Genomic DNA, 21,810 nt, shown 5'->3' with positions numbered 1-21,810 from the left:
GCATTCGTTAGGCTTCGTTCTTCTCTCCGTAATAGTAGTAATAGGAGTCGGACTTCTTCCGACTGACGTTGTTCAGAACGACTCCGATCAATCTGGCTTTCACGTGGTCGATCGAAGCTTTCGATTTAAGCGCGACGTCTTTCTTTACCTTGCCCGAGTCGATGACCAGAACGACGCCGTCGCTTTGAGCAGCTACGATCTGGGCATCCGTAACGAATAGGATCGGCGGTGTATCGATGATGATCACGTCGTACAACCCCTTGATCGTCTCCATCAGTCCGGCCATCCTCTTCGAAGAAAGGAGCTCTGAAGGATTCGGCGGAGTCGGCCCCGACGGAATAAGCGAAAGATTTTCCGTGTTCGTGTGATGGGTAACGTCCCGCAAATCCTTCTGTTGGAACAAGGCGGTCGTTAATCCGAACCGATTGGACGTTCCGAATATCCGGTGCTGCGTGGGCTTTCGCAAATCCGCGTCAATCAGCAGCACCCGCTTGTTAGTTTGAGCGAACGCGACGGCCATATTCGCGCACGTCGTGCTCTTTCCTTCGCTAGGTTGGGACGAGGTAACCATGATGACTTGCATCGTTTGATCAATCGAAGAATACTCGATATTCGTCCTCAGCATCCGGTACCCCTCGGAAATCGGGGATTTCGGATTCTTCTCCGTTATCAGGCTCCATTTAGGAATCAAGCGAGACATGGCTTTCCCTCCCTAGCTTCTTGGTTGATGCGACTTTGTTCCCTCGATCCGTCGAATCGCTTTCCCTGAACTTCGGTATCGAAGTCAGCACCGGTACCCCGAGCAACGTTTCGATATCTTCCTCGGACTTGATCGTGTCATCCAAATAATCCAGCAAGAACGCGATTCCTACTCCCATCATCAAGGCCAGCAAGAACGCGACCGCAATATTCAGCTTCGGATTCGGAGCCACAGGTCCATGGTTTTCCTTCGGATCGGTAAAATCCAACACGGACACGTTGTCTACCTTCATCAATCCAGGGACCATTTTCTGAAAAACGAGGGCGACGGCATTCGCTATCTTAGCCGCTTTCTCGTAAGAATCGTCCCGGACGGAGATGGACATGACCTGCGTCTCGTTCACCGAGCTTACGCTGACCTTGCCGATCAACTCCCCGTAAGACATGTTCAGCTCCGGATACTCTTCGACGACTTTTTTCATGATTCGCGGCGTTCTGATAATTTCTTTATAGGTTTTGATAAGTCCAATCGTAGAGTTGATGGAACCAAGGTCGATGCTCGGAAGCAACGCGCTGCTGTCTTTGTACTGATTGACGATTAGCTTCGCGGATGCGGAGTACTGGGGCTTAATGAAGTAGTAAGAATAGATACCGATGCTTAGGCAGCTTACGATAATAATTAAAGCAATCAACAGAAGTCTTCTCTTGACGATGATCCAATATTGTTTGAGTTCCAAATCGTCTCCTCCGATACTCGTTTGCCGTCTCATCGCCGAGCGCACAAACATATTCATAATGAATCAATTTGGTTAATTTATTATTCAAAACGCGACCAGTAGTCTAAAATTGATTCACTAGGAGCGCTTCATGACTATCTGCACGAAATGCTCCTAATGAATAATTTGCGTATTAATTTATTCGTTTCGCGAACTATCAGGGAGCGGTTATCCCTAACCTCAACCGTTCTAACGAAATTTGGATTCACATTATGTCGACTCTTGCCTGCCGACACTCATGAAGTCGTCAACGGTCCCCCCATTCATGACGTAATCCATCATATCCTCCGAGCCGCATTCCAATCCCAGCTTCTTCAAGAGCAGAGACACTAACTCGGCGACATCCACGGGCTCGTTCCGGGGCGAATAACCGGTAAACAAAAGAAGCTCCGATAAGGACCATGAATCCTCTAGCCTTCCTCCATCGCGATTGATTAGAGAAGGATCCTCCGATAGTATTTTCAAAAATTGCCTCAGCCTGGCTTGCTTCTGCTCCCGATTCGAAACGTTCATCATAGATCTCCTCCAATCCTCGACTTCTTCTTTGACAAGTCTAGCTTGCAACAACTCGACATAGAATACAACTCATATTAGGAGGTTTTAATGATAGCGATATTTGATTTGACTTAAGTATGACATAGAAAGTGGAAATTCATGAGGGAATAAAGACATGGACTCGCTTAGACATTCCTGCTCATTTTCATAACGGTTTTCATCTGATAAACACGCTAATTCCAACCTTCCGATGAACGCTTTATCGCTTGGAAGCGCTTCACCAAATTTCTACAATATTCAGACTTTAGACCCTCCCGGGGAAAATCGTCCTAATCCACCTTTTCCCTTGTAAACTAAAGGTTATTAACTATTTATTGTTAAAGATAAGTTGAAAGCGACGGGGATAAAATAGCCTAAGTATTCCGACAAATAGGGGACTATAGACCAGCGTCCTAGGAAAGCGCATCTTCGAGAGTTTAAACCTACCCAATTACCCGCCTTTATGAGAATTATTTGTATTAAAGTAAGCGCTTCACTGTGTTTCCGCCGAAAAAAACCGTTCGTCCTCGTTATTGGCGAGTCTAAACGGCTCCAAATATTGGATTAATTAGTCCGTCATGAGAGGATTATTCGCCTTTCTATTACTCTGTGCTAGGGCTTTACTCATACACGAAGCAGTCGATGCGGGCTAACGGCCGTAAAAGTAGGATTTAAGTCGCCGCCAAACCCCTTCCGATGATGGATCGATGGCAGGCTTGCTGCCAATAATGCCATCGCCCGCTGCGCACGCCGCATTATCGAGAAAATAGTTTTCCCATTGTTCTCCCATGCGCTCACGAACGGCGGAATACGCTTCGCGCAATCGAAAGCCTCGCCGCTCCGGATGGTGGGCATCCGAGGAAACGAAATGAATAAGCCCGCTTCTGCATAACGTCCAAGCCGTGCGTTCGATGTTCTTGCCGAAGCCGCCAAGCAGGGAGTGGGAGGTCACTTGGGCATATATCCCCTTCTCGACCCACTCCGTCAATTTCCCCGGATCCCTCACGATTTCAGCGTTACGCTCGGGATGCGCGATGATCGGCTTCAGATCCATGATCTGCAGCTCGTGGATAAGCTCATCCATTTTCTTCGGTATGCGTGATGAAGGCATCTCCAGAAGGATGTATCTAGAGCCGGCCAGCGTCAGCAATTCCTCCCTGAACCACGCTTCGATGAGGTCGTCATGGACTCGTATTTCTTGTCCCGGCTTAATCTCCACCGGCATTCCCGCCGCTTTAATGCTCTCGTTGACGCGAAAGACGTGTTCCGTTACTTCGTGCGCTATGTTCGTATAGACTCCATTCGCATGGTGCGGCGTCGCGATGATCGTCGTTATTCCCTCTGCTACGGCCGCATGGGCCAAACGGAGCGCGTCTTCCTCATTCGCCGCTCCGTCATCCAATCCCGGTAGAATGTGCGTATGGATGTCTATCATGCCGGATTCACTTCCCTGGTCTAAGAATACAAGCAAAAAAAACGACTACGGCGTCCTTCAGGACAGAGGATATCGCTATTGTCGTAGTCAAGTAAAAGGGTCAAGCTTGCCCTCAGGCAGCTTGACCCTATTCTAACATGAAAGCCGTTTTGGATTAAAGGCGAGCTTCCAGCGCCTTCTTCTGCTCTTCGAAGCCCGGCTTGCCGAGCAAAGCGAACATGTTCTTCTTGTAGGCTTCCACGCCGGGTTGATCGAACGGGTTAACGCCGAGCAAATATCCGCTTACGCCGCAAGCGATCTCGAAGAAGTAGACCATATAACCGAACGTGTAGGGACTCATATCCGGGAGATTCACGATCAAGTTGGGCACGTTGCCGTCCGTATGAGCCAGAAGCGTTCCCAGGAATGCTTTCTTATTCACGAAGTCGAGCGTTTGGCCGGCAAGGAAATTCAAGCCGTCCAGATCGTCCGGGCTGTTCTGGATCGTGATTTGCTCCTTCACTTCTCCGACTTGCAGCACCGTTTCGAAAATAATCCGGTTACCTTCTTGAACGAATTGTCCCATCGAATGCAAATCCGTGGAGAAATCGACGGAGGACGGGTAAATACCTTTGTAATCCTTGCCTTCGCTCTCGCCGTACAATTGCTTCCACCATTCCGCGACGAAATGCAAGCCCGGCTCGTAGTTCACGAGAATTTCGACCGCTTTTCCTTTGCGGTACAACGCGTTGCGAACGGCCGCGTATTGGTAAGCCTGATTCTCGCTCAGGTTAGGATTGTTATACGTTGTCGCCGCGTCCTGCGCGCCCTTCATCATCGATTCGATATCGATGCCCGCCGCCGCGATCGGGAGCAAGCCTACCGCCGTCAACACGGAATAGCGGCCTCCGACGTCGTCCGGAATGACGAACGTTTCATAGCCCTCTTCGGTCGCAAGCACCTTCAATGCTCCGCGCGCTTTGTCCGTCGTGGCGTAAATGCGTTTGCGGGCTTCTTCTTTGCCGTACTTGTTCTCGAGCGCTTCGCGGAAAATGCGGAATGCGATTGCGGGCTCCGTCGTCGTTCCGGACTTGGAGATCACGTTGATCGACCAATTCTTGCCCTCGAGCGCTTGGAGCAAATGCGTCACGTACTTCGAGCTGATGTTATTGCCCGCGTAGAAAATTTGCGGAGCCTGGCGTTGTTCCTTCGACAGCGTATTATAGAAGGAATGCTGCAGCATCTCGATCGCGGCGCGAGCTCCGAGGTAAGATCCGCCGATGCCGATTACGATCAGCGCATCGGAATCCGATTGGATTTTCTTGGCCGCGCTTTGAATCCGCGCGAATTCTTGTTTGTCGTAATCGAATGGCAGATTGATCCAGCCTAAGTAGTCGGAGCCTGCTCCCGTGCCATTATGTAATTGCTCGTGCGCTAGCTTGACGGCCGGTGCCAGGTTGTCGATCTCGTGTTGTCCGACGAATTGCAGCGCTTTGGAATAATCGAATTGAATGTTGTTACTCATATCCATCTCCCTTTCAAGACCTTAATCGATCTAACACATTAGCTATAGAATACTGAATAAACAGTCCGTACACAAGCGAGGTTCGATGAAGGTTTGATGAAGATAGCGGCAGCGTGGCTAAAACTGCGCCGGACTGCGAAATTTAGGGCAAGTTGCGACCATCCGACTTCCGAGTAAGCGGCTAACGTCCAAATTCATCGTTCTAGTGGTATAATAAGTGCTGATGCTACTTTCGAATCGGAGGACTCTAATCATGAAATCAATCGGATTTATCGGACTAGGGACAATGGGAGAGCCCATGGCCGCGAATTTATTACGTAAAGGTTACTCGGTGCTCGTATACAACCGAACGCCGGGCAAAGCAGCGCAATTGATCGAGCTAGGGGCCGACGAAGTCGATTCTCCGCTTGAGGTGGCGAAACGGGTTGACGTGGTCATAACGATGATCAGCAACGACCAAGCCATCGAAGAGGTTTACTTCGGCGAAGACGGTATTCTTAAGGAGCTTAAACCCGGTACGACCATTATCGACAGCAGCACCATCTCGCCGACGCTTGCATTGAAGTTGGCTTCGGAAGTCTCGAGTCGGTTCTCCGATTTTATAGATGCGCCAGTGACGGGGAGCAAGCCCGCTGCTATAGATGGTTCGTTACTGTTCATGGCCGGCGGCGACAAACAAACGATCGACGATCATCAGGACATTCTGCTGTCGATGGGTCGCGAAATTATTTACATGGGCGAGAACGGAAGCGGAGCTACCGCCAAGTTAGCTCATAATACGATCGTCGGTATTAACGCGGCTGGGCTCATCGAAGGCATGGCGATCGCCGCGAAGAGCGGTATCGACGCGTCCTCCTTCCTTCGCGTCGTTCAATCCGGCGGTGCGGCTAGTAAACAAGCCGATCTTAAGGGCAGGAAGATCATCGAAGGCGATTACAGCGTGCAGTTTTCCTTGGCTCTCATGTTGAAGGATCTTCGGCTCTCCTCCGTTCTAACGGACTCCATCGGGGTGTCCACTCCGATGCTGGAAGCCACCAAAAGCTTGTTCCAGCTCGGCCAATCCGCAGGCTACGGCGAATCCGATCTTGCCGCGCTTGCCCATATTTACGAGAATTGGATCGGCAAGAAGATCGGAGAGCCCGTCATTCCGGCTACAGCGGAGAAGAAAAACGCGGAAAGAAGGAAAACAACCAGATTGCCGCTGGATATTCCGCTTATGATGTCCATCTATCAGTGGGAAGGCGACGGCGGCTTCAGCGGCCAATCCGTTCTTGGCCACCTACGCGACCTATCGGAGGACGGCATACAAATCGAATCGGATTTCCCTCTAGAGAAGGATATGTTCATCGTTATTCATTTCCTTCAGGAGTCCGAGCTTCCGCCGATGACCGCAAAAATTATTAGAATCGAACGCAGCCCCGGCACCTTCAAATACGGCTGCATGCTCTCCGCTCTGCCGCTATATCAGCGACTTCAGCTACAGGAGTATATCGTTTCCCAATCCCAATAAAATCGTAAAGCCAAAAGCCTCCCATTCGCAGGATGATCTGCGAACGGGAGGCTTTTGGCTTATTGATCGATGATTTGAAGGCTTAACCAAACGTTAGTCGATATACGAGCAAATATAATCGGTGACCGTTCTTACTTTAAGCTTGAAGCTTGCGTTAGCCGGCACTTCGAATTTAGTCGGCTCGGCGATCTCGAGCCATTGGTCGTTGCCCGGTAGCAAAACGGAAAGCTCTCCGGCTTGGATATCCATGATTTCCTTCTGCGAAGTTCCGAATTCGTATTCGCCCGGAAGCATGATCCCCAAGGTTACTTTCGTTCCGTCTTCGAATAGTACGGTGCGGCTCGTTACTTTTCCTTCGAAATAAACATTGGCTTTCTTCACTACGGATACGTTGTTGTATTGCGACATGGTTTCCCCAGCTCCCCTATAACAGCTATGTTCTATACGAGTTTCTTGAACTGCGTCACTACGTTGTCCACCGTGAAGCCGTATTCCTGGATGACGCGGTCGCCCGGCGCGGATGCTCCGAACGTCGATATACCGATAACTGCGCCGCTATCTCCGACGTAACGCTCCCAACCGAACGGAGACGCCATCTCCATCGCCAACCGGGCTTTGATCGCTTTAGGCAGGACGCTCTCTCTGTAGCCAGCGTCTTGCTTCTCGAACAGGTCGAAGCTCGGCAAGCTGACGACGCGGACGTGAATGCCTTGCTCTGCAAGAGCCTTCTGGGACGCTACGGCTAGCTGAACCTCCGAACCCGTAGCGATCAGAATCCCCTGAGGTTGACCGTTAGCCGCTTCGGAAACGACATATCCGCCCTTGGAAATGCTGTCGCGCGCGTTCGCCGTTCCTTCGAGGATCGGCAGGTTTTGGCGCGTTAGCACCAACGCGACCGGATTGTCTTTATTTTGCAACGCATATGCCCATGCGGCGGAAGTTTCGTTGCCGTCGGCCGGACGGATAACCGTCAGGTTCGGGATAATGCGGATGGAAGCCAATTGCTCGATAGGCTCATGCGTAGGGCCGTCTTCGCCGACCGCGATGCTGTCATGCGTCAGGACGTAGACGACCGGGAGACCCATGATCGCGGCAAGACGAACCGCCGGACGCAGGTAGTCGGTGAATACGAAGAACGTACCGCCGTACACTTTCAACCCTCCGTGCAGCATGATTCCGTTCATGGCCGCAGCCATTCCGAATTCGCGAACTCCGAAGTATATATTCCGACCGTCGTAGCTGCCCGGCTTGAATAAAGGCAAGCCCTTCAAGTGCGTCATCGTCGAGCTTTCCAAGTCGGCGGAGCCGCCTACCAGGTAAGGAACGTTCTTCGCCAATCCGTTCAAAGCGTTACCGGAAGCGACGCGAGTGGAGAGAGGTTTATCGGAAGTCGTATAGACAGGTAAATCCGTATCCCAACCGCTCGGCAATTCTCCTGCGATAGCACCTTCGAATTGGGCAGCAAGTTCGGGATATGCCGCTTTGTAAGACGCGAACTGAGCATCCCATGCCGCATTCGCTTGCTCTCCCGCTTGTTTGATTTCGGCGAAATGAGCCCGAACCTCGTCGGGAACATAGAACTCCTCATGCGGCCATTGGTAGAAGCTTTTCGTTAATTTGGCTTCGTCGGCGCCAAGAGGGGAACCGTGCGGGCCAGCATGGCCGCCTTTTCCGCCTTTGTTCGGGGAGCCGTATCCGATGACCGTCTTCACTTCGATCAGCGTCGGTTTTTCTCCATCCGTTTGCGCTTGGGCAATAGCCTTCGCCAACGCGTCCAGGTCGTTTCCGTCCTCTACGCGGATATATTGCCATCCATAGCCTTCGAAACGCTTGGCAACGCTCTCCGAGAACGACAGGTTCAGTTCGCCGTCCAAGGAGATATCGTTGGAATCGTACAGAACGACCAGCTTGCCCAGCTTCATATGGCCCGCCATCGAAGCGGCTTCATGGGAGATCCCTTCCATTAAATCGCCATCTCCGCAGATGGAGTAAGTATAGTGATTGATAACGTTATGTCCGTCGCGATTGTAAGTAGAAGCAAGTTGGGTTTCGGCTATCGCCATTCCGACTGCCATTGCGATTCCTTGACCGAGAGGTCCCGTAGTCGCGTCGACGCCTGCCGTATGTCCGAATTCCGGATGTCCCGGAGTCAGGGAGCCCCATTGGCGAAAGTTCTTAAGCTCTTCCAAAGGCAAATTGTACCCGCTGAGATGCAGCAAGGAGTATAGAAGCATGGAGCCGTGTCCGGCGGAGAGTACGAAGCGATCGCGATCGATCCACTGCGGACGGGACGGGTTATGCTTCATCGTTTTGGCGAATAGTTGATACCCCATTGGCGCGGCGCCCATCGGCATGCCCGGATGGCCGGATTTGGCTTTCTCGATGGCATCGATGGAAAGCGTTCGGATAGTCGTTACCGATAATTGGTCGATTGCGCTAGTGCTTACAGTCATTAAGAAAAACCCTCCTCGATTCTATTCACAAGTACGTTCGGACTTTGGAGCCGCGAATCGTACAGCTATAACCCTTTTTTGACCTTGGCTGGCCGAACCTATACATTGTAACATGGTCTTTTCATCATTTCCATAACATGTCCGTACAAGTGAAAAGCAGTATTTCGCGCTGTCCTGCCGACGATTATCGCGGAATAATTCATTTCTAAGAGCCCTTCCCAGCCTATCCGTTAGCGTTAAACGAATGCGACGGTTTTATTCTGGTAGACGAGCAATCTGTCCTCGACATGCCACTTCACCGCGCGCGCCAGGACGATTCTCTCGATATGCCGCCCCATCCTTTTCAACTCGTTGACGTTGTCTCTATGACTTACCCGCTGCACGTCTTGCTCGATGATCGGTCCGCCGTCCAGCTCCTCCGTAACGTAATGCGCCGTCGCCCCGATCAGCTTAACGCCACGGTTGTAGGCTTGCTGGTAGGGCTTGCCCCCAACGAAAGCAGGCAAGAACGAGTGATGGATATTAATGATGCGATTATGGTATTGCTCGATGAATTTTGGAGACACGATCTGCATGTACCTGGCCAGTACGATTAGATCGATTTTGCCCGAGGTGAGCTCCCTTTGCTTCTGCTCGGCTTCGGCTTTAGTCTCAGCCGTGACCGGAATATGATGATAAGGAATGCCGAAGGATTCGACCAACCCTCTCATGTCGTTATGGTTGCTAATAACCATGCTGATCTCGGCATCCAAGTCGCCCGCTTGCCATTGCCACAGTAATTCCACCAAGCAATGATCTTCCTTGGATACGAAAATAGCGATTCTCTTGCGGCGTGCGGCACGGAAAATGCTCCACCTCATTGAGAATCGATCGGAGATGCGGTTGAAATCCTCTTGCAGGGAAGGCAATCTCGACTCGAGCTCCTGCAAGTCGAATTCGATCCGCATGAAGAACATGCCGCCTTCCGGATCCATCGTGTACTGATCCGATTGAACGATGTTAGCTCCTTGCTCGTACAGGAATTGCGACACGGCGGCTACGATTCCCGCTTTATCCGGACAGGAGATCAGCATGCGTGCCCGTATGCTTTTGTCCTCAAGCCGTTTTCCATCCTGAGGCTGATTACTGTGAGTCATGGTTCTTTCTCTTCCTCTCTTCATGACGCTTTCATTCGTTACAGACTTGAATCTTATAAGCTATCCAACCATTCACGTCCCGCTAGGAACCCTAACAAACGCTGGTTGATCGCTTCCTCGCTATAATCTCCCGATAACACGCGTTGCTCCATCAGCATGTCGTAAAGCCGTTCCATCGGCTCCCTCGGATCCGCTTTTCTCGCTTTGGCGTCGGATTTAATCAATTCCCAAGTATTCAAGACGTATAAACGGGGTTCGATTCCTACTTTGTCGAAGAAATAGTGGATCCGCTCCACGTCTTCGAGGAATTCCCCGCCGAAACGATCGGCCGCATCTCCGCGAAGCATCGCGATCTCCGCTTCGTACATCGGGCGCTCGGAGGATTCGGTTTTGCCTATCCAAGGAGTCTCGAGGATGAACGGCTTGTCCTTTAGCAGTTCGTGACCGACCACTCCGGCGATACCTTCGTACCCGATCCATCCCGAACCGATCGGAGCATGGCGATCCTTTCCGGCGCCTACCGGATTTTTGCTATCGTTCACGTGTACGACCGCAATCCGATCAAGGCCGACGAGCTCGTCGAACTTGCGCAGAACGCCATCCACGTCGCCGACGATGTCGTAACCGGCGTCGTGAATGTGGCAAGTATCCATGCAAACCGTCAGACGGTTGTTCAAATGCACGCGTTCGATAATCTGAGCCAGCTCTTCGAAGCTGCGACCGATCTCCGTACCTTTGCCCGCCATCGTCTCGAGGGCGATGTTGACGTCCGTCTCTTTCGTCGCTTCCAGCACTTCGTTTAATCCTTCGGCGATTCTAGCGATTCCGTATTCCGCATCCTTGTCCGTGTAAGCGCCCGGATGCAGAACGATGTTCTTCACGCCGATTTGGTGCGTTCTGCGAATCTCTTCCTGCAGAAAATCGACGGCCAGGCGATAAGTATCTTCCTTATAAGAGCCAAGATTTACAATGTAAGGCGCATGTACGACGATTTCGCCGATGCCGTTAGCGGCCATCAATTCTTTGCCTTGGGGGATGTATAGATCCTCGATCGGTTTTCTGCGGGTATTCTGCGGTGCCCCCGTGTAAATCATGAAAGTACCGGAGCCGTAAGATACCGCCTCTTTGGTCGCCGTCAACAAGCCTTTGTCGGAAAAAGATACATGAGATCCAATCTTCAACATGGTATAACTCCTCTCGCATTTCGCTCCGTGCCCCCGTTCATTGCCGCGGGCCTTTAAATGAAATCATCTCCTTATTGTATCGCGAACGTCGAAATAAATCTAGAAATAGGCTATAATTTAACTTAACCACTAACAGCCATCGGCGGCAACCCAAATCCTTTTATTATAAAGGATTGAGTTGCCGCCGATGGTTCTTAATAGGTTCAATTATCTGTTTCGTTGTGGGCAATTTGTGGGCGGACTCGTTTATACTCTTGAGCATTAGCTAACATTTTAATCATACTCCCACCACTTCATAGCCGGCTGCAGCGAGTCTGGAGCTCTTTCCCAAGCAAGTAAAACTTTCAGATCATCATGCCGGCTTGGATCATAATCAATGTGGTCTTTGTCCGCGAGCTCTTGCAACGCCTTTTTGATCTGCCAATCCCTGCGGCCTGCTTTTCGCGCCAACTCAGCGATCGAAGGAACGTATGCGTGAGCATCTAGTATTCGCAGCAACTTTCGCGCAGTATCGTTAAGCATTCACGTACCCCCACCTCAATTCCTTTGAAGTACTCCTGACGCATATTCCGCAAACCTAAAACTTATCTCGCTCCGCAGCGTCTCACGCACGATTCCAAATCTATCTTGGTAACCCCGACATGAGAACTTATAGTAAAGGATACCGTCATTCATTTCCTCGTCAAATACCTTGATTTTTCGCTTGTTAAATTCGCGTCGGATCGAGGCGAGCTCCTTCGTAATCCGATCCATGACCAGTATAACCACCTGCTCAAAGTAAGGATTGAGGATGTTGTGAGTAAGCCTCAGATGCTTTTGGCTGTTCTCTGCCATGGTAAGCATGTGTGGAAACATTATATAGTCTCGGATCATCCGTAGCTCATTAGTAGTCGCGCGACCAGTCTCCGGCACTGTCTCAGTGGACATTGTAAGTCACATCCCTAAGCTGATACCACTCGCCGGATAACTTGACTTGCTGTTCGTCCAAGTCCTCGACAATCCCAGTAACGTTATGACCATTGATCAATACGTCGATTGGTTCTCCGAAATTATAAGAAAGCGTGAGCAATTCTTCCATTAATATTCGCCCTCAAATAAGAACGTGTGTTCCGATTATAATGCAAACATACATTCTGTTCAAGTGAACGATTTATCAAAAAAAGGGAATTGGAAGCAATTGTCGAAACAAGTTACGAATGAATGGAGGGGTACTTGTGGATGTGAAATTGATAAACGAGGCTTTTTTACATGGCTGGATAATTAAGATAAAGCAATATGATAAGCTTGTGAGTACGGGTAAAATTGTGGAACATACAAGGGATACCATTCGCCTGGACGATGGGATGCATTATTACAAATCAAAGTTTGATATTCAACTCGCCGCAACACCTAATTAAATAGGAACAAAATATAAGCCCTCGGATCAATCTCCGGGGGCTTCTTCTTCATATTCAATTCCATCCCGCTTCATCTTCTCAATGACCGCCTCCAGGATGTAAGCGTTCCGACTCATTTCTGCCTTATCGGCCGCCTTATCAATTATGTCGCGGCCGCCTTTTCTGACCGTAAATTTAACTTGATCGTAATTAGCGGCGTTGTACTTCTCTTTTGCCCTCGTAGCTGAATTCCCCTTCTTCTCTTCCATAATTCTCAACTCCTTTGACCTCAACAATAACATAAAAATAATACTGGTACAAGTATAAAAAGCTCTTGATTATATACTGGTACTAGTATATAATAAGGATATAAGGAGGTGAGCAAGAGATGAAGAAAAAGAGAAAGCAAGAGCGAATGGATGATCTGATCAAACTCACGATTGCAGTCGTGACACTGATCAACTCGATCATCATCCTCATCATCACCCTGACGCGCTAGTGTCGGAATCCTAAAGACCATCGCCCCGCAAGGGGCTTTGGTTGAAAGGGATGGTGAAATCAAAGGACGCTCTTGCTTTCTCATTTATTATATAATACCACAAAGGGGATGGGAAAATGAAGAAGGCAACGTACATTATCAGTATTACCGCTTTGGTCATAAGTATAGTTGCGTTGGCTATTGCGTTATCTAAATGAACCACAGTGGTAGACGGGAAGCGGGACACATGTATCGAAGCGATTGGAGAAATGGCGGCAATTCAGGTGAGGTAATCCAAAACGGAAACAGGAACTATATATCGCGGTAACTGCGGTCATCTCTCAGTCTTCCGATCAATCGCCGGCGCTTAAAAGTTTATGTTTGGAAAGATTATTCATTTAGTGAAGACCCTACTCTGCCCGCCTGACGAGTCCGAGGGAATGGACGAAAACGCACCGTCGCGATGATGGAGCGTTCGCGGAATTCTTCTAGGGAACTGCGAATGCTTTCCTCTGATCCGAGCAGCTTCCTACGTAAACAAGTCGCCGGGGTCATACTCCCACATATCGTCAAAAAAGAGCTTTTGTAATATGATAATAATAATAAATAGAGCAGAGATGTGGTGGTCTGTGTGTTACGCATTAAGCAGTTAAGTATTAATGGAATAGGTGGTATTGACAACCTATCATTAGTCTTCGAGGATCAATTCAACATTATATGTGGGCCTAATGGTATTGGGAAGACGACTATATTGGATTGCATAGGGCAAAGTTTTTCTTATCATAACTCTAATACAATCAAAAGAAATGCAAAACACGATAGTGGAAGTTGGTCATTGAAGGTTGATGTAGATGGTTTAGAATTGGAAACCAACAACAAGAAAAAAGGTTTCCATCCCACCGATGAGATGGATTCGATGAACCAATTGTTAGTGCAATATAGCATTAATATTTTAACACTGAAAACAAATCGCCATTTTGAATACAAGCAATTACACTCGGTTGCAAGAGACCAAAAACAAGACGAAAATGCCGCATCTGTATATGGCATTAATGCAAATGATCTAAAAAATTGGTTTGTCAATAGATTTATGTGGTCAACACATGAGAAAGCCCTTACTGCAACCCAACTATCAAATCTAAAAACTGCGATGCATATATTTGGATTATTAGATGATCAAATCAATTTTGCTAGAGTGAAAATTGAGACATTCGATATTCTAGTAAAAAATAAGCAGGGATCAGAACTATATTTCGAATATCTGTCATCTGGATATAAATCCGTGATATTTATATTAATTGGTATAATGAAAGAAATAGAAATAAGATTTACTGATGAGAAACAAATAGCTGCAAAGGACTTTAATGGGGTCATTTTAATAGATGAACTAGACCTTCATCTTCATCCCCAATGGCAATCAAAATTAGTTGAAGTGCTAAAAATAGTATTTCCTGTTGCACAATTCATCGTAACAACGCACAGTCCGCATATGATTCAGGTTGCTGATCCAAAAGAGATTATACCACTTGGGTTCAATAGTGACGGCTCTGTTTCAGTACGAGTAATTCCTTCAAGTGAGTTTGGCTATCAAGGTTGGACGGTTGAGGAAATTCTAACTGATGTAATGGGGCTTAACAATACAATATCAGAACCATTCAGAAATACACTTTCAAGATTTGAAGAAGCACTCACTGATGAGAATAAAGAACAAGCAGAAGAAGCTTATAAGATATTAAGCAAAATGCTTCACCCTGAAAATCATTTAAGGAAGATCCTCAAGATACAAATGGCATCGTTAGGAGAATAAAATGATAAAAATAACAAAAAAACCATGCCCGAATATTTTGTCCCCAGAGTTAAAGGATCAACTTACAAAAGATTTCATTGCAACAGAAAAATCAGTTTGGAAAATCAAGGATATTGAAATAACCCTTCTCGAAAGTTCGCATTACAAATGCGTTTACTGCGAATGCAAGTTGATGGAAGAGTCAAAGTTTATGGAAATAGATCACTACTATAATAAGGATAATTATCCTGACCTCGTCTTAGATTGGGATAACTTACTTCCAAGTTGTAAACGTTGTAATGGGCGTAAATCAGATTATGATACAAAGAACTATCCATTTATTAATCCCTCAGAAATGGATCCAAGAGAACATTTAACAATGCGATCGTTCAAGTATTACCCGAAGACTGAAAACGGAAAAATGACTATCAGAAAGTTACTGTTAAATGATATTAGAAAAATGTTGACTGTTCGCTTTGATATATGTAAGGCTATTCAATTTCAAGTGGACGAGTTAGTAGAAAAAGCAGAAAGATATCAAAATGGTATTCAAAAAACGACCAATAACAAAAACAAAATTATTTCTATTACGACTAATTTATTATACGAAGCACAGCCAGAATCGGCATATGCAGCTACTGTAGCTACGGAATTAATGAATAGCATCGATTTTAGAACAGTGTTGGGAATAATTAAAGATGAGAATATTGGAAATGTTGAGATTGATACACTGTTCAAATCGACTGAAATGTTAGCGCTATAATATACCCAATTGTTTATTTGTCTTGTTCAATATTTTGGTAAAACCTATTAAAGTCATCATTGTGTATAATCCAGCGGTGATCCGGTTGTCCTTCATTTTGAAGCATTACAAAATCACCGTTTGGAGATTCTGAAACGAGTTCTACTACCTTCCCATCATCATTTCTACAGTATTTTTTCATTATTTAATCCCCCTTGACTATAGTGTATTCATGATTATGTAATAATAACCTTACTCACATCTAGGCAAAGCAGGGCTTTATTATTGGTGGCAATCGTACGACAACAACCTCAGCAATATCCCGTCAGCCAAGGCCAACGGGAGAAAGATTATTTCTTAAATCCATGAACACGCAGAGACACTGCCAACGATCTCCAAAAATCAACTGTTCCAGTTGGTTCTTTAATCACCCCAATAACCTTGACACCAAACTCTGTCACAAACCATTTAGGAGCTGGTACGTTCTCCTCGATCGCCATGATTCTCATGACCAATGTTCCGATCGCACTAGACTGTTCTTCCACCTTCCGTTGAAGCTTTTCGAATTCATTTCTTTCCGATCCTGTCATAGGTTCTTCCTCCGGGGCGACGAGCTGCGCCGCTACTCTATTTTTGAAAGCTATCCATCCCGCCCAAGTTCCGCCATCGTACATTAAGCGCGGGCAAATCTTACCGCTCCAATCCCAATGCCGGCGAAGCCTGTCCACTCCCCACTTGCGTTCCTTGAGCATTTTCGCCACTAACTGGACGGCGTTCTCTAACGTCTTCTCATAGTCGCCGCTTTCGCATATCTCAACCCCGATTGAAGTGACGTTTCCGGTGTTATCCCCTGCGTGAAGTGCTTTCTCGTCAGGCGAGATCGCTTCAATTGCCCGATATTCATCGACAACGATATTCCAACTTGCTTCCCGGTCATTACTCGGATTCGTTAACCATGCGCGCTCGTTCTCCGCGCTGCTGTCTTCGTTACCCGTGTTATGGATGGTTATAGTCGCCTTTTCCGCTCGCACCCCTTGACGGCGTCTATGCGGCGTACTGATGGGGATATGATCAATCCGGTATTCTAACATGTTTCTTCGCCTCACGTTTCCCTGGGGGATTTACTGCCACACTGTACATCTTCCCGGCCAACGACCAAACCAACAAACCGTTTAGGAATGAAAGCACGTATACGCTCCAATCTGTTACGTCCGCTCCGCCCTTGATCGCCGCTAACAGAAGGATAACGGAAGCAATAAAAGCGGCGTACAAGTCCGTAGGTATCCACGGGGCGATTCTATCGACGATTCCCTTGGTTAGCTGCACGAATAAGTACGTAGACAAAGAAGACGCCGCCACCGTAGTGAGAGCGTCCCAAGTAAATAACTGAGTATCCATTATTGCGCCAAGCCTCCTTTAACAATGTAGGCGATTAGGGCCAATATCACAGAGCCTATGATAGTGGTTCCTACCCAATTAATCAGCTTGTCGATTCGGTCAATCCGTTTGTGCGCGGATCTCACAGATAGAGCGGCTTCATTCGCGACATCCCGGGCTTCCGAAGCTGTTCGAAGATCCCCGATAATACCGTCGATCTTTGTTTCCATTCTGACCACGCGTTCGCGCACGTCTTTCAGGTCTTTTACTTCTTCCCCACTCATTCACGACACCCCCATTTACAAAATAAAAGCCCTGCAACATTCGCAGGACTTAATTAACTTTACGGAAATAAAGTCTAGTCACTTGTCATAACACGATTACCAGTGCCAGTGTTTGCTACTGCAACAAATATTCCATTACCATATGTAACCCCTCTCCAACCATTGTCAACAGGGTTAGATTGAAGCGTCCACGAAATCCCATCAGGAGAATTCATAACCCTCGTATTCGTACCGACATTCGTTACGGCTACAAAAGTCAGTGCACCAAAGCAAACGCTAAACCAAGAATTCACATTAGGAGCCGTTCTAATTGTCCAACTTAACCCATCAGGAGAAGTCATAATAGAGTTAGCAGTACCACCAGTAGAGGACACCGCAACAAATAATCCATTTCCATAGCACAACCCTGTCCAATTTCCACTAGCCGCACCAGATCTAATAGTCCATGTTACCCCATTATCAAGCGAATACATTACACCCGAACCAACACCAACAGCAACAAAAACGCCACCACCATAAGTTACCGCTTGCCAACTATTATCTGATGCACTTGTACGGGCAGTCCAAGTAATCCCATCAGGACTTGTCATAACACGATTACCCGCACCAGAGCTAGCAACAGCGACAAATGTATTATTTCCAAACGCTACATATGTCCAGTTGTTAAGTGGAGTTGCTCTCATCGTCCAGTTAATACCATCAGGAGAAGTCATACACCTATCTGTACCAGTAAGACCAACGGCTACAAATAGACCATTACCAAAAGTAACATTCCCCCATTGTTGGTCTACTGGAACCGTTCTAGAAGTCCAGTTGATACCATCAGGCGAGGTCATGACATTCGTTCCACCGCCAGCAACAGCTACAAACAAACCATTTCCATAAACGACAGAACGCCACGGATTATCGGAACTACTGCTTCTAATAGTCCAACTCGCACCAATCTTATTAACAACTCTAATCCAAGTGCCTGAAACTTTAGTCCAAACAATTTTAACCTTAGACCATGTTCCAGCATTATTAACATAAATTTGATTCGCGGGAGTATATGTGCCAACTGGACTCTTAACAAACAGATTACCCATCTATTACACCTCCAGTATTAAACATTAAAATTGAATCCATATGTCACCATTCACACCACCAGAAGGAGCAGATGAAGAAGTTGTAATATGATGACCACCAACCATTTCGGCATCTAGCCCACTACCAGTGCCATCGACAGTAAGTAATTTAGCCAATACGTCGGCGGCTGTGTATGCCGAACTATTAAGTTTTAAGGCAATGGCATTTGTAACAGTAGCGGCAAAGTTAGGATCATCCCCCATTGCTGCTGCCAACTCATTTAACGTATCCAACGCCCCTGGAGCGCTGTCTATTAAATTAGCAATAGCGAGATCGATTTTTGCCTGAACTAGTGCCGTCGTAGCTATTAGTGTATTGTTTGTTGCGGTGGCCGCTGTTGGCGCTGTTGGTGTCCCGGTAAATGCGGGAGACGTCAGCGGGGCAAGCCTTGTCTCATGGTCTACGATATTCGCTCGTAAAGTGTCATAATCATACGCCGTGAAATGTCGGGCCACTTTAGAGTTTGCCCCCCAAGAACTAGCAACCCCTTGAAACCCCCGGGTCACTCCTGTTAGGTTATTACCGGACTTTCCAGTGTAAAGGATCGTTTCAGCAATATCCCCTTCCCCGATAACGGCAATATTTGGCGCTGCGGGAAGGGCGGCGGCGTTTAGTAGGCTTATCGTCGTCACTACGCCATCAATCGCGGCTGAAAGTTCAGTTTCCGGGCTGTTAACTTGTCCTGAGTACATTGGTTGTTGTGCCATGTCGAACCTCCTTAAATATCCCCGAAACCTATCAGGGTCGAATAAAGTAATATATGGTATAATTATCAAAAACATTGGAGCTGAATAATGAAATGAAACAAGTTCGTTCGATGGTTATCGGTATCGTTATTGGAGCCTTTGCAGCAACCGCAGGAACCGCGTTCGGAGCGCCGGCGCTTGAAAAAATATCCGCAATTTTGCGCCCCGACTACGTAGTAAAGGTTGATGGAAAGTCGGTCAACATGAAAAATAAACCGCTCGCATACGACGGCAATACTTACATCCCCCTTCGTGAAGCGGGAGAGATATTCGGTTATGATGTTGGATTTAAAGCTGGAACGATAACGCTAGATCAAAACGAAAAGGAAGTGATAGAATTGCCGAATGAATCAACAGAAACAGAAAATCCAACTGAACCAAGCGCAACCAATATAAACTTAAATGATTGGGTTTCGTACAAGTTATTAGATGAATATAAAGTGGACTTTAAAACGGCCATTAGCACTAACCCCGGACAAACAAACGTTACACTTACTTACGACGGAGTTAGCGAGTTATTCCCCGTTTCTAATGTTGTAGTCGGTGATAAAATTTTTACTAACGACAAAGGCAATCATATTTTAATTAAGGTTCAGGGCGGTTTTTACTTCGAAAAACAATTTATTCAATCTTTTACCGCTCAATAATCCCCTCCACCTCGACTTTGGACGAAAATTTGAGATACAACAGACGACACAATGCGCCCAAGACTATTGGGCGTTATTTGTATTGTGTGCCATGTTCCGCGCGTAACTCTGCCCTCCCCATCCTTCGCAAGATAAGGAATAATATCTACACTCTCTTCCGCTACTCCAAGCCCTGGAACAACATTCCCATCAACTCTAACAGTAATACTAGTCGGCGTTACCCCCTCGAATATCCCGTACTCAATTCCGTGAGTGTGTGCAGGAATGCTGTGTGTGTGCGGCATGTCATGTGTGTGCGGCATACTGTGGTAATGCGGCATTTCGTGAGTATGCGGCATACTGTGGTAATGCGGCATATCATGTGTGTGATTCATGCCATGGAAATGCGATTCACTTTCAAAAAGGTGATTATGAACCCCGACGTTATGCGAATGACTTCCCGACGCTGAAAAAGTCACCGATCCACCACCCAGTACCATTAATTGCGTACCCGAGGTGATTCCGTGATTATGATCCGGTACTGTTGACATCGTACCTGGATTAACTAAAGATCCTTCATAACTTACAACCGGAAGAGTGTCACCAATAACGCTAGTCGAAGAAGTCGTAGTAGAGCTACTTGCGCCCGTTGTCGTAATGCTACTAGCCCCGGTGGTTGTTATGCTACTTGCGCCTGTCGTTGTTATACTGCTCGCGCCTGTGGTCGTAATGCTGCTCGCTCCGGTCGTTGTAATGCTAGAAGCCCCGGAGGTTGTAGCAGGAGCCGAAGCAATCGACCGTTCGTAAGCTCTGAAAGGTTGGCTTTCATAAGAAAGCATTAGTTTATTGATCCGTACTGCTTCCTCTGGAATCCAAAACCGAAGCGTGGCCGGATGGGTTTGGTCGCAGTTATCCGCGAAGTCATGGGAGTCGATGTTGGTCGCGCCCTGGGCGTATACCTCACCGATCCGTTGGCGTGTCTGTAGGTCAGCTATCTCGTTCGTGACGTCCAAGCCCTGATTCGCAATCTCAAGCTCTACGTCCCCTGGCGAGCCTAGAACATCGCTTCTGCGCTTGTTAACCACTCTGATAATAAAGTCTTCGCCAATCTCTTGATCGATGACCCGGACCAAGGAACCGGTATTAAATCGATCTAACGGATCTTTCGTAATCGCGAATAACTCCGATGCCTTAACGGTATATGAAACGCGAGGGATTTTAAGCTTTGTAAGGATCGCTTGCCCTTGCGCCTTCAACGTTTCCGCCGATGTAAACCGACGGTCAACAAAGGTTTTCGCGACGATGCCATAGGTCGAAATCGTGTCCGCATCCAAATAAGGCAATCCGCCGTTGACGTCCGAAATGAGCAATTGATTCACGCCCTCGCCATACCCCATCGGGTATATGCGCGTACAAATTGACGTCGGATCGATCGTCTTTTCGATGCCCTGCATGTTCGCCCCGTAACGTATGTACGCCTCAACTGCCTGTGAGGGCTGTACGAGGTTCAACTTCCAAGGGAATGTCGTTGTATTCCATGTCCATAGGAACTCTGCTGTGAAAGGCTTAGGAATGGAGACGAGCGCCCCTAACAAGGATTCATTTTCCCACGTGTATTCGAATTGATGGGCAAATTGGATATCCCCGCGCTGCCAACGTGTGACGCTCTGTTTTGTAAGTACGTAATTGATAACGTCCGTCGTGTAAAACCCGAGATTACCGACCGTGTGAAACTGAAAAAGAAGATCGTCCAGAAGCGTCGCAAGGACATGCTCGCAGTTGTAAGTAATGCGGTCGCCGTCTCTGCTCATTACGTTCGGAATAATCCGGAACAGGTCGATCCGCTGCCCGCCGTCGAATATTTCCACGTATCGGAGTGGTAAGCACTCGGCATTCTTTGGATCATTGATCGGCAAGGAAAAGGAAGCTGTCCAAAGTGCGTTAAGCGGCATTTCATAGCCAACCGTATAGGCATTTTCGAGATAGGCGACCTTATTCATATTCAGGTCATAAACGGTTATTGGCGCATTCGCCATGTT

General features: G+C 47.6%; 25 protein-coding genes. 5 read left to right on the top strand and 20 right to left on the bottom strand.

The genetic code is table 11. The features are described 5' to 3' along the window. Positions 1–7: 7 nt before the first annotated feature. The 5 genes from DFP95_RS23745 to DFP95_RS23725 form a co-directional block, all read right to left on the bottom strand. A complete protein-coding gene (locus DFP95_RS23745; RefSeq protein WP_115995183.1) occupies positions 8–700 on the bottom strand; it encodes a CpsD/CapB family tyrosine-protein kinase in 693 nt (230 codons plus the stop codon). Continuing rightward, positions 681–1,436 (bottom strand): YveK family protein, encoded by a 756-nt coding sequence (locus DFP95_RS23740; protein ID WP_115995182.1) that lies wholly within the window; start codon positions 1,434–1,436, stop codon positions 681–683. The genes DFP95_RS23745 and DFP95_RS23740 overlap by 20 nt, the downstream gene beginning before the upstream one ends. Positions 1,437–1,685: 249 nt before the next feature. After that, positions 1,686–1,991: a hypothetical protein gene (locus tag DFP95_RS23735; protein WP_115995181.1), complete on the bottom strand. Its 306-nt coding sequence runs from the start codon at positions 1,989–1,991 to the stop codon at positions 1,686–1,688. A gap of 667 nt (positions 1,992–2,658) precedes the next feature. Further along, on the bottom strand, positions 2,659–3,444 hold the full coding sequence (locus DFP95_RS23730) for a tyrosine-protein phosphatase (protein WP_115995180.1): 786 nt from the start codon (positions 3,442–3,444) through the stop codon (positions 2,659–2,661). A 154-nt stretch (positions 3,445–3,598) separates the two neighbouring features. Next, positions 3,599–4,948, bottom strand: coding sequence for a glucose-6-phosphate isomerase (locus DFP95_RS23725; protein ID WP_115995179.1), 1,350 nt, complete (start codon positions 4,946–4,948; stop codon positions 3,599–3,601). Positions 4,949–5,201: 253 nt separating this feature from the next. Here DFP95_RS23725 and DFP95_RS23720 point away from each other — a divergent pair, with 253 nt between their 5' ends. Then, complete coding sequence (locus tag DFP95_RS23720; RefSeq protein WP_115995178.1) at positions 5,202–6,458, top strand: NAD(P)-binding domain-containing protein; 1,257 nt, start codon at positions 5,202–5,204, stop codon at positions 6,456–6,458. Positions 6,459–6,551: 93 nt separating this feature from the next. Here DFP95_RS23720 and ppnP read toward each other — a convergent pair whose 3' ends face one another. From ppnP to DFP95_RS29045, 7 genes are all read right to left on the bottom strand, one after another. Next, on the bottom strand, positions 6,552–6,866 hold the full coding sequence (ppnP, locus tag DFP95_RS23715; RefSeq protein ID WP_115995177.1) for a pyrimidine/purine nucleoside phosphorylase: 315 nt from the start codon (positions 6,864–6,866) through the stop codon (positions 6,552–6,554). A 32-nt stretch (positions 6,867–6,898) separates the two neighbouring features. Then, positions 6,899–8,911, bottom strand: coding sequence for a transketolase (gene tkt / locus DFP95_RS23710; protein WP_115995176.1), 2,013 nt, complete (start codon positions 8,909–8,911; stop codon positions 6,899–6,901). A gap of 236 nt (positions 8,912–9,147) precedes the next feature. Beyond that, the gene (gene purU, locus DFP95_RS23705; RefSeq protein WP_115995175.1) at positions 9,148–10,047 is read right to left on the bottom strand and encodes a formyltetrahydrofolate deformylase; all 900 of its coding nucleotides are present in this window, start codon (positions 10,045–10,047) and stop codon (positions 9,148–9,150) included. Positions 10,048–10,100: 53 nt separating this feature from the next. Next, positions 10,101–11,231, bottom strand: coding sequence for a deoxyribonuclease IV (locus DFP95_RS23700; protein ID WP_115995174.1), 1,131 nt, complete (start codon positions 11,229–11,231; stop codon positions 10,101–10,103). Between the two features lie 273 nt (positions 11,232–11,504). Further along, on the bottom strand, positions 11,505–11,753 hold the full coding sequence (locus DFP95_RS23695) for a LexA family transcriptional regulator (RefSeq protein WP_115995173.1): 249 nt from the start codon (positions 11,751–11,753) through the stop codon (positions 11,505–11,507). 15 nt (positions 11,754–11,768) lie between these two features. Continuing rightward, the gene (locus DFP95_RS29935) at positions 11,769–12,158 is read right to left on the bottom strand and encodes a YhjD family protein (protein ID WP_115995172.1); all 390 of its coding nucleotides are present in this window, start codon (positions 12,156–12,158) and stop codon (positions 11,769–11,771) included. Further along, complete coding sequence (locus tag DFP95_RS29045) at positions 12,148–12,309, bottom strand: hypothetical protein (RefSeq protein ID WP_181907581.1); 162 nt, start codon at positions 12,307–12,309, stop codon at positions 12,148–12,150. Before DFP95_RS29045 ends, DFP95_RS29935 begins: the two co-directional genes overlap by 11 nt. A 136-nt stretch (positions 12,310–12,445) precedes the next feature. Between DFP95_RS29045 and DFP95_RS23685 the strand changes: the two genes are divergently transcribed. Further along, complete coding sequence (locus DFP95_RS23685) at positions 12,446–12,628, top strand: hypothetical protein (RefSeq protein ID WP_115995171.1); 183 nt, start codon at positions 12,446–12,448, stop codon at positions 12,626–12,628. Between the two features lie 26 nt (positions 12,629–12,654). Here the strand turns inward: DFP95_RS23685 and DFP95_RS23680 are convergent, their stop codons facing one another. Continuing rightward, the gene (locus DFP95_RS23680; protein WP_115995170.1) at positions 12,655–12,876 is read right to left on the bottom strand and encodes a transcriptional regulator; all 222 of its coding nucleotides are present in this window, start codon (positions 12,874–12,876) and stop codon (positions 12,655–12,657) included. A gap of 840 nt (positions 12,877–13,716) precedes the next feature. Here DFP95_RS23680 and DFP95_RS23675 point away from each other — a divergent pair. Together DFP95_RS23675 and DFP95_RS23670 are read left to right on the top strand one after the other, a co-directional pair. Beyond that, positions 13,717–14,892: an AAA family ATPase gene (locus tag DFP95_RS23675; protein ID WP_181907580.1), complete on the top strand. Its 1,176-nt coding sequence runs from the start codon at positions 13,717–13,719 to the stop codon at positions 14,890–14,892. 1 nt (position 14,893) lies between these two features. Next, positions 14,894–15,634, top strand: coding sequence for an HNH endonuclease (locus DFP95_RS23670; RefSeq protein WP_115995168.1), 741 nt, complete (start codon positions 14,894–14,896; stop codon positions 15,632–15,634). A 13-nt stretch (positions 15,635–15,647) separates the two neighbouring features. On the opposite strand, the gene DFP95_RS29040 is transcribed toward DFP95_RS23670, so the two are convergent. The 6 genes from DFP95_RS29040 to DFP95_RS29180 all read right to left on the bottom strand — a co-directional run bounded on the left by DFP95_RS29040 (position 15,648) and on the right by DFP95_RS29180 (position 19,106). Next, positions 15,648–15,815, bottom strand: coding sequence for a hypothetical protein (locus tag DFP95_RS29040; RefSeq protein ID WP_181907579.1), 168 nt, complete (start codon positions 15,813–15,815; stop codon positions 15,648–15,650). Between the two features lie 148 nt (positions 15,816–15,963). Further along, positions 15,964–16,704, bottom strand: a complete 741-nt coding sequence (locus DFP95_RS23665) for a peptidoglycan recognition protein family protein (RefSeq protein WP_115995167.1) — start codon at positions 16,702–16,704, stop codon at positions 15,964–15,966. After that, positions 16,685–17,011 (bottom strand): hypothetical protein, encoded by a 327-nt coding sequence (locus DFP95_RS23660; protein ID WP_245987915.1) that lies wholly within the window; start codon positions 17,009–17,011, stop codon positions 16,685–16,687. Before DFP95_RS23660 ends, DFP95_RS23665 begins: the two co-directional genes overlap by 20 nt. Next, positions 17,011–17,274 carry a hemolysin XhlA family protein gene (locus tag DFP95_RS23655; RefSeq protein ID WP_115995165.1) on the bottom strand — a complete coding sequence of 88 codons (264 nt, stop codon included), beginning with the start codon at positions 17,272–17,274 and terminating at the stop codon, positions 17,011–17,013. Before DFP95_RS23655 ends, DFP95_RS23660 begins: the two co-directional genes overlap by 1 nt. A 74-nt stretch (positions 17,275–17,348) precedes the next feature. Then, complete coding sequence (locus DFP95_RS28700; RefSeq protein WP_147304213.1) at positions 17,349–18,359, bottom strand: hypothetical protein; 1,011 nt, start codon at positions 18,357–18,359, stop codon at positions 17,349–17,351. Positions 18,360–18,383: 24 nt separating this feature from the next. Beyond that, positions 18,384–19,106, bottom strand: coding sequence for a hypothetical protein (locus tag DFP95_RS29180; RefSeq protein WP_220376454.1), 723 nt, complete (start codon positions 19,104–19,106; stop codon positions 18,384–18,386). A gap of 92 nt (positions 19,107–19,198) precedes the next feature. Here DFP95_RS29180 and DFP95_RS23645 point away from each other — a divergent pair, with 92 nt between their 5' ends. After that, positions 19,199–19,792 carry a stalk domain-containing protein gene (locus tag DFP95_RS23645; protein WP_115995164.1) on the top strand — a complete coding sequence of 198 codons (594 nt, stop codon included), beginning with the start codon at positions 19,199–19,201 and terminating at the stop codon, positions 19,790–19,792. On the opposite strand, the gene DFP95_RS23640 is transcribed toward DFP95_RS23645, so the two are convergent. After that, on the bottom strand, positions 19,786–21,807 hold the full coding sequence (locus DFP95_RS23640) for a phage tail spike protein (protein WP_115995163.1): 2,022 nt from the start codon (positions 21,805–21,807) through the stop codon (positions 19,786–19,788). The genes DFP95_RS23645 and DFP95_RS23640 overlap by 7 nt on opposite strands. Positions 21,808–21,810: the final 3 nt, after the last annotated feature.

Origin of the sequence: Cohnella lupini (assembly GCF_003386205.1) — a bacterium.
Classification (GTDB): Bacteria; Bacillota; Bacilli; order Paenibacillales; family Paenibacillaceae; genus Cohnella; species Cohnella lupini.
Note: the sequence above shows the minus strand (reverse complement) of the source record. Positions and strands in the feature narration are given on the sequence as shown.

What these genes read in the sequence shown, in the direction of transcription:
- DFP95_RS29180 (WP_220376454.1), bottom strand. Translation starts at nt 19,106, where the DNA reads ATGGCACAACAACCAATGTACTCAGGACAAGTTAACAGCCCGGAAACT.
- DFP95_RS23655 (WP_115995165.1), bottom strand. Translation starts at nt 17,274, where the DNA reads ATGAGTGGGGAAGAAGTAAAAGACCTGAAAGACGTGCGCGAACGCGTG.
- DFP95_RS23745 (WP_115995183.1), bottom strand. Translation starts at nt 700, where the DNA reads ATGTCTCGCTTGATTCCTAAATGGAGCCTGATAACGGAGAAGAATCCG.
- DFP95_RS29045 (WP_181907581.1), bottom strand. Translation starts at nt 12,309, where the DNA reads ATGGAAGAATTGCTCACGCTTTCTTATAATTTCGGAGAACCAATCGAC.
- DFP95_RS23665 (WP_115995167.1), bottom strand. Translation starts at nt 16,704, where the DNA reads ATGTTAGAATACCGGATTGATCATATCCCCATCAGTACGCCGCATAGA.
- DFP95_RS23695 (WP_115995173.1), bottom strand. Translation starts at nt 11,753, where the DNA reads ATGCTTAACGATACTGCGCGAAAGTTGCTGCGAATACTAGATGCTCAC.
- DFP95_RS23700 (WP_115995174.1), bottom strand. Translation starts at nt 11,231, where the DNA reads ATGTTGAAGATTGGATCTCATGTATCTTTTTCCGACAAAGGCTTGTTG.
- DFP95_RS23725 (WP_115995179.1), bottom strand. Translation starts at nt 4,948, where the DNA reads ATGAGTAACAACATTCAATTCGATTATTCCAAAGCGCTGCAATTCGTC.
- DFP95_RS23645 (WP_115995164.1), top strand. Translation starts at nt 19,199, where the DNA reads ATGAAACAAGTTCGTTCGATGGTTATCGGTATCGTTATTGGAGCCTTT.
- purU (WP_115995175.1), bottom strand. Translation starts at nt 10,047, where the DNA reads ATGACTCACAGTAATCAGCCTCAGGATGGAAAACGGCTTGAGGACAAA.
- DFP95_RS23730 (WP_115995180.1), bottom strand. Translation starts at nt 3,444, where the DNA reads ATGATAGACATCCATACGCACATTCTACCGGGATTGGATGACGGAGCG.
- DFP95_RS29040 (WP_181907579.1), bottom strand. Translation starts at nt 15,815, where the DNA reads ATGAAAAAATACTGTAGAAATGATGATGGGAAGGTAGTAGAACTCGTT.
- DFP95_RS23640 (WP_115995163.1), bottom strand. Translation starts at nt 21,807, where the DNA reads ATGGCGAATGCGCCAATAACCGTTTATGACCTGAATATGAATAAGGTC.
- DFP95_RS23660 (WP_245987915.1), bottom strand. Translation starts at nt 17,011, where the DNA reads ATGGATACTCAGTTATTTACTTGGGACGCTCTCACTACGGTGGCGGCG.
- DFP95_RS28700 (WP_147304213.1), bottom strand. Translation starts at nt 18,359, where the DNA reads ATGGGTAATCTGTTTGTTAAGAGTCCAGTTGGCACATATACTCCCGCG.
- DFP95_RS23720 (WP_115995178.1), top strand. Translation starts at nt 5,202, where the DNA reads ATGAAATCAATCGGATTTATCGGACTAGGGACAATGGGAGAGCCCATG.
- DFP95_RS29935 (WP_115995172.1), bottom strand. Translation starts at nt 12,158, where the DNA reads ATGTCCACTGAGACAGTGCCGGAGACTGGTCGCGCGACTACTAATGAG.
- tkt (WP_115995176.1), bottom strand. Translation starts at nt 8,911, where the DNA reads ATGACTGTAAGCACTAGCGCAATCGACCAATTATCGGTAACGACTATC.
- DFP95_RS23680 (WP_115995170.1), bottom strand. Translation starts at nt 12,876, where the DNA reads ATGGAAGAGAAGAAGGGGAATTCAGCTACGAGGGCAAAAGAGAAGTAC.
- DFP95_RS23735 (WP_115995181.1), bottom strand. Translation starts at nt 1,991, where the DNA reads ATGATGAACGTTTCGAATCGGGAGCAGAAGCAAGCCAGGCTGAGGCAA.
- ppnP (WP_115995177.1), bottom strand. Translation starts at nt 6,866, where the DNA reads ATGTCGCAATACAACAACGTATCCGTAGTGAAGAAAGCCAATGTTTAT.
- DFP95_RS23670 (WP_115995168.1), top strand. Translation starts at nt 14,894, where the DNA reads ATGATAAAAATAACAAAAAAACCATGCCCGAATATTTTGTCCCCAGAG.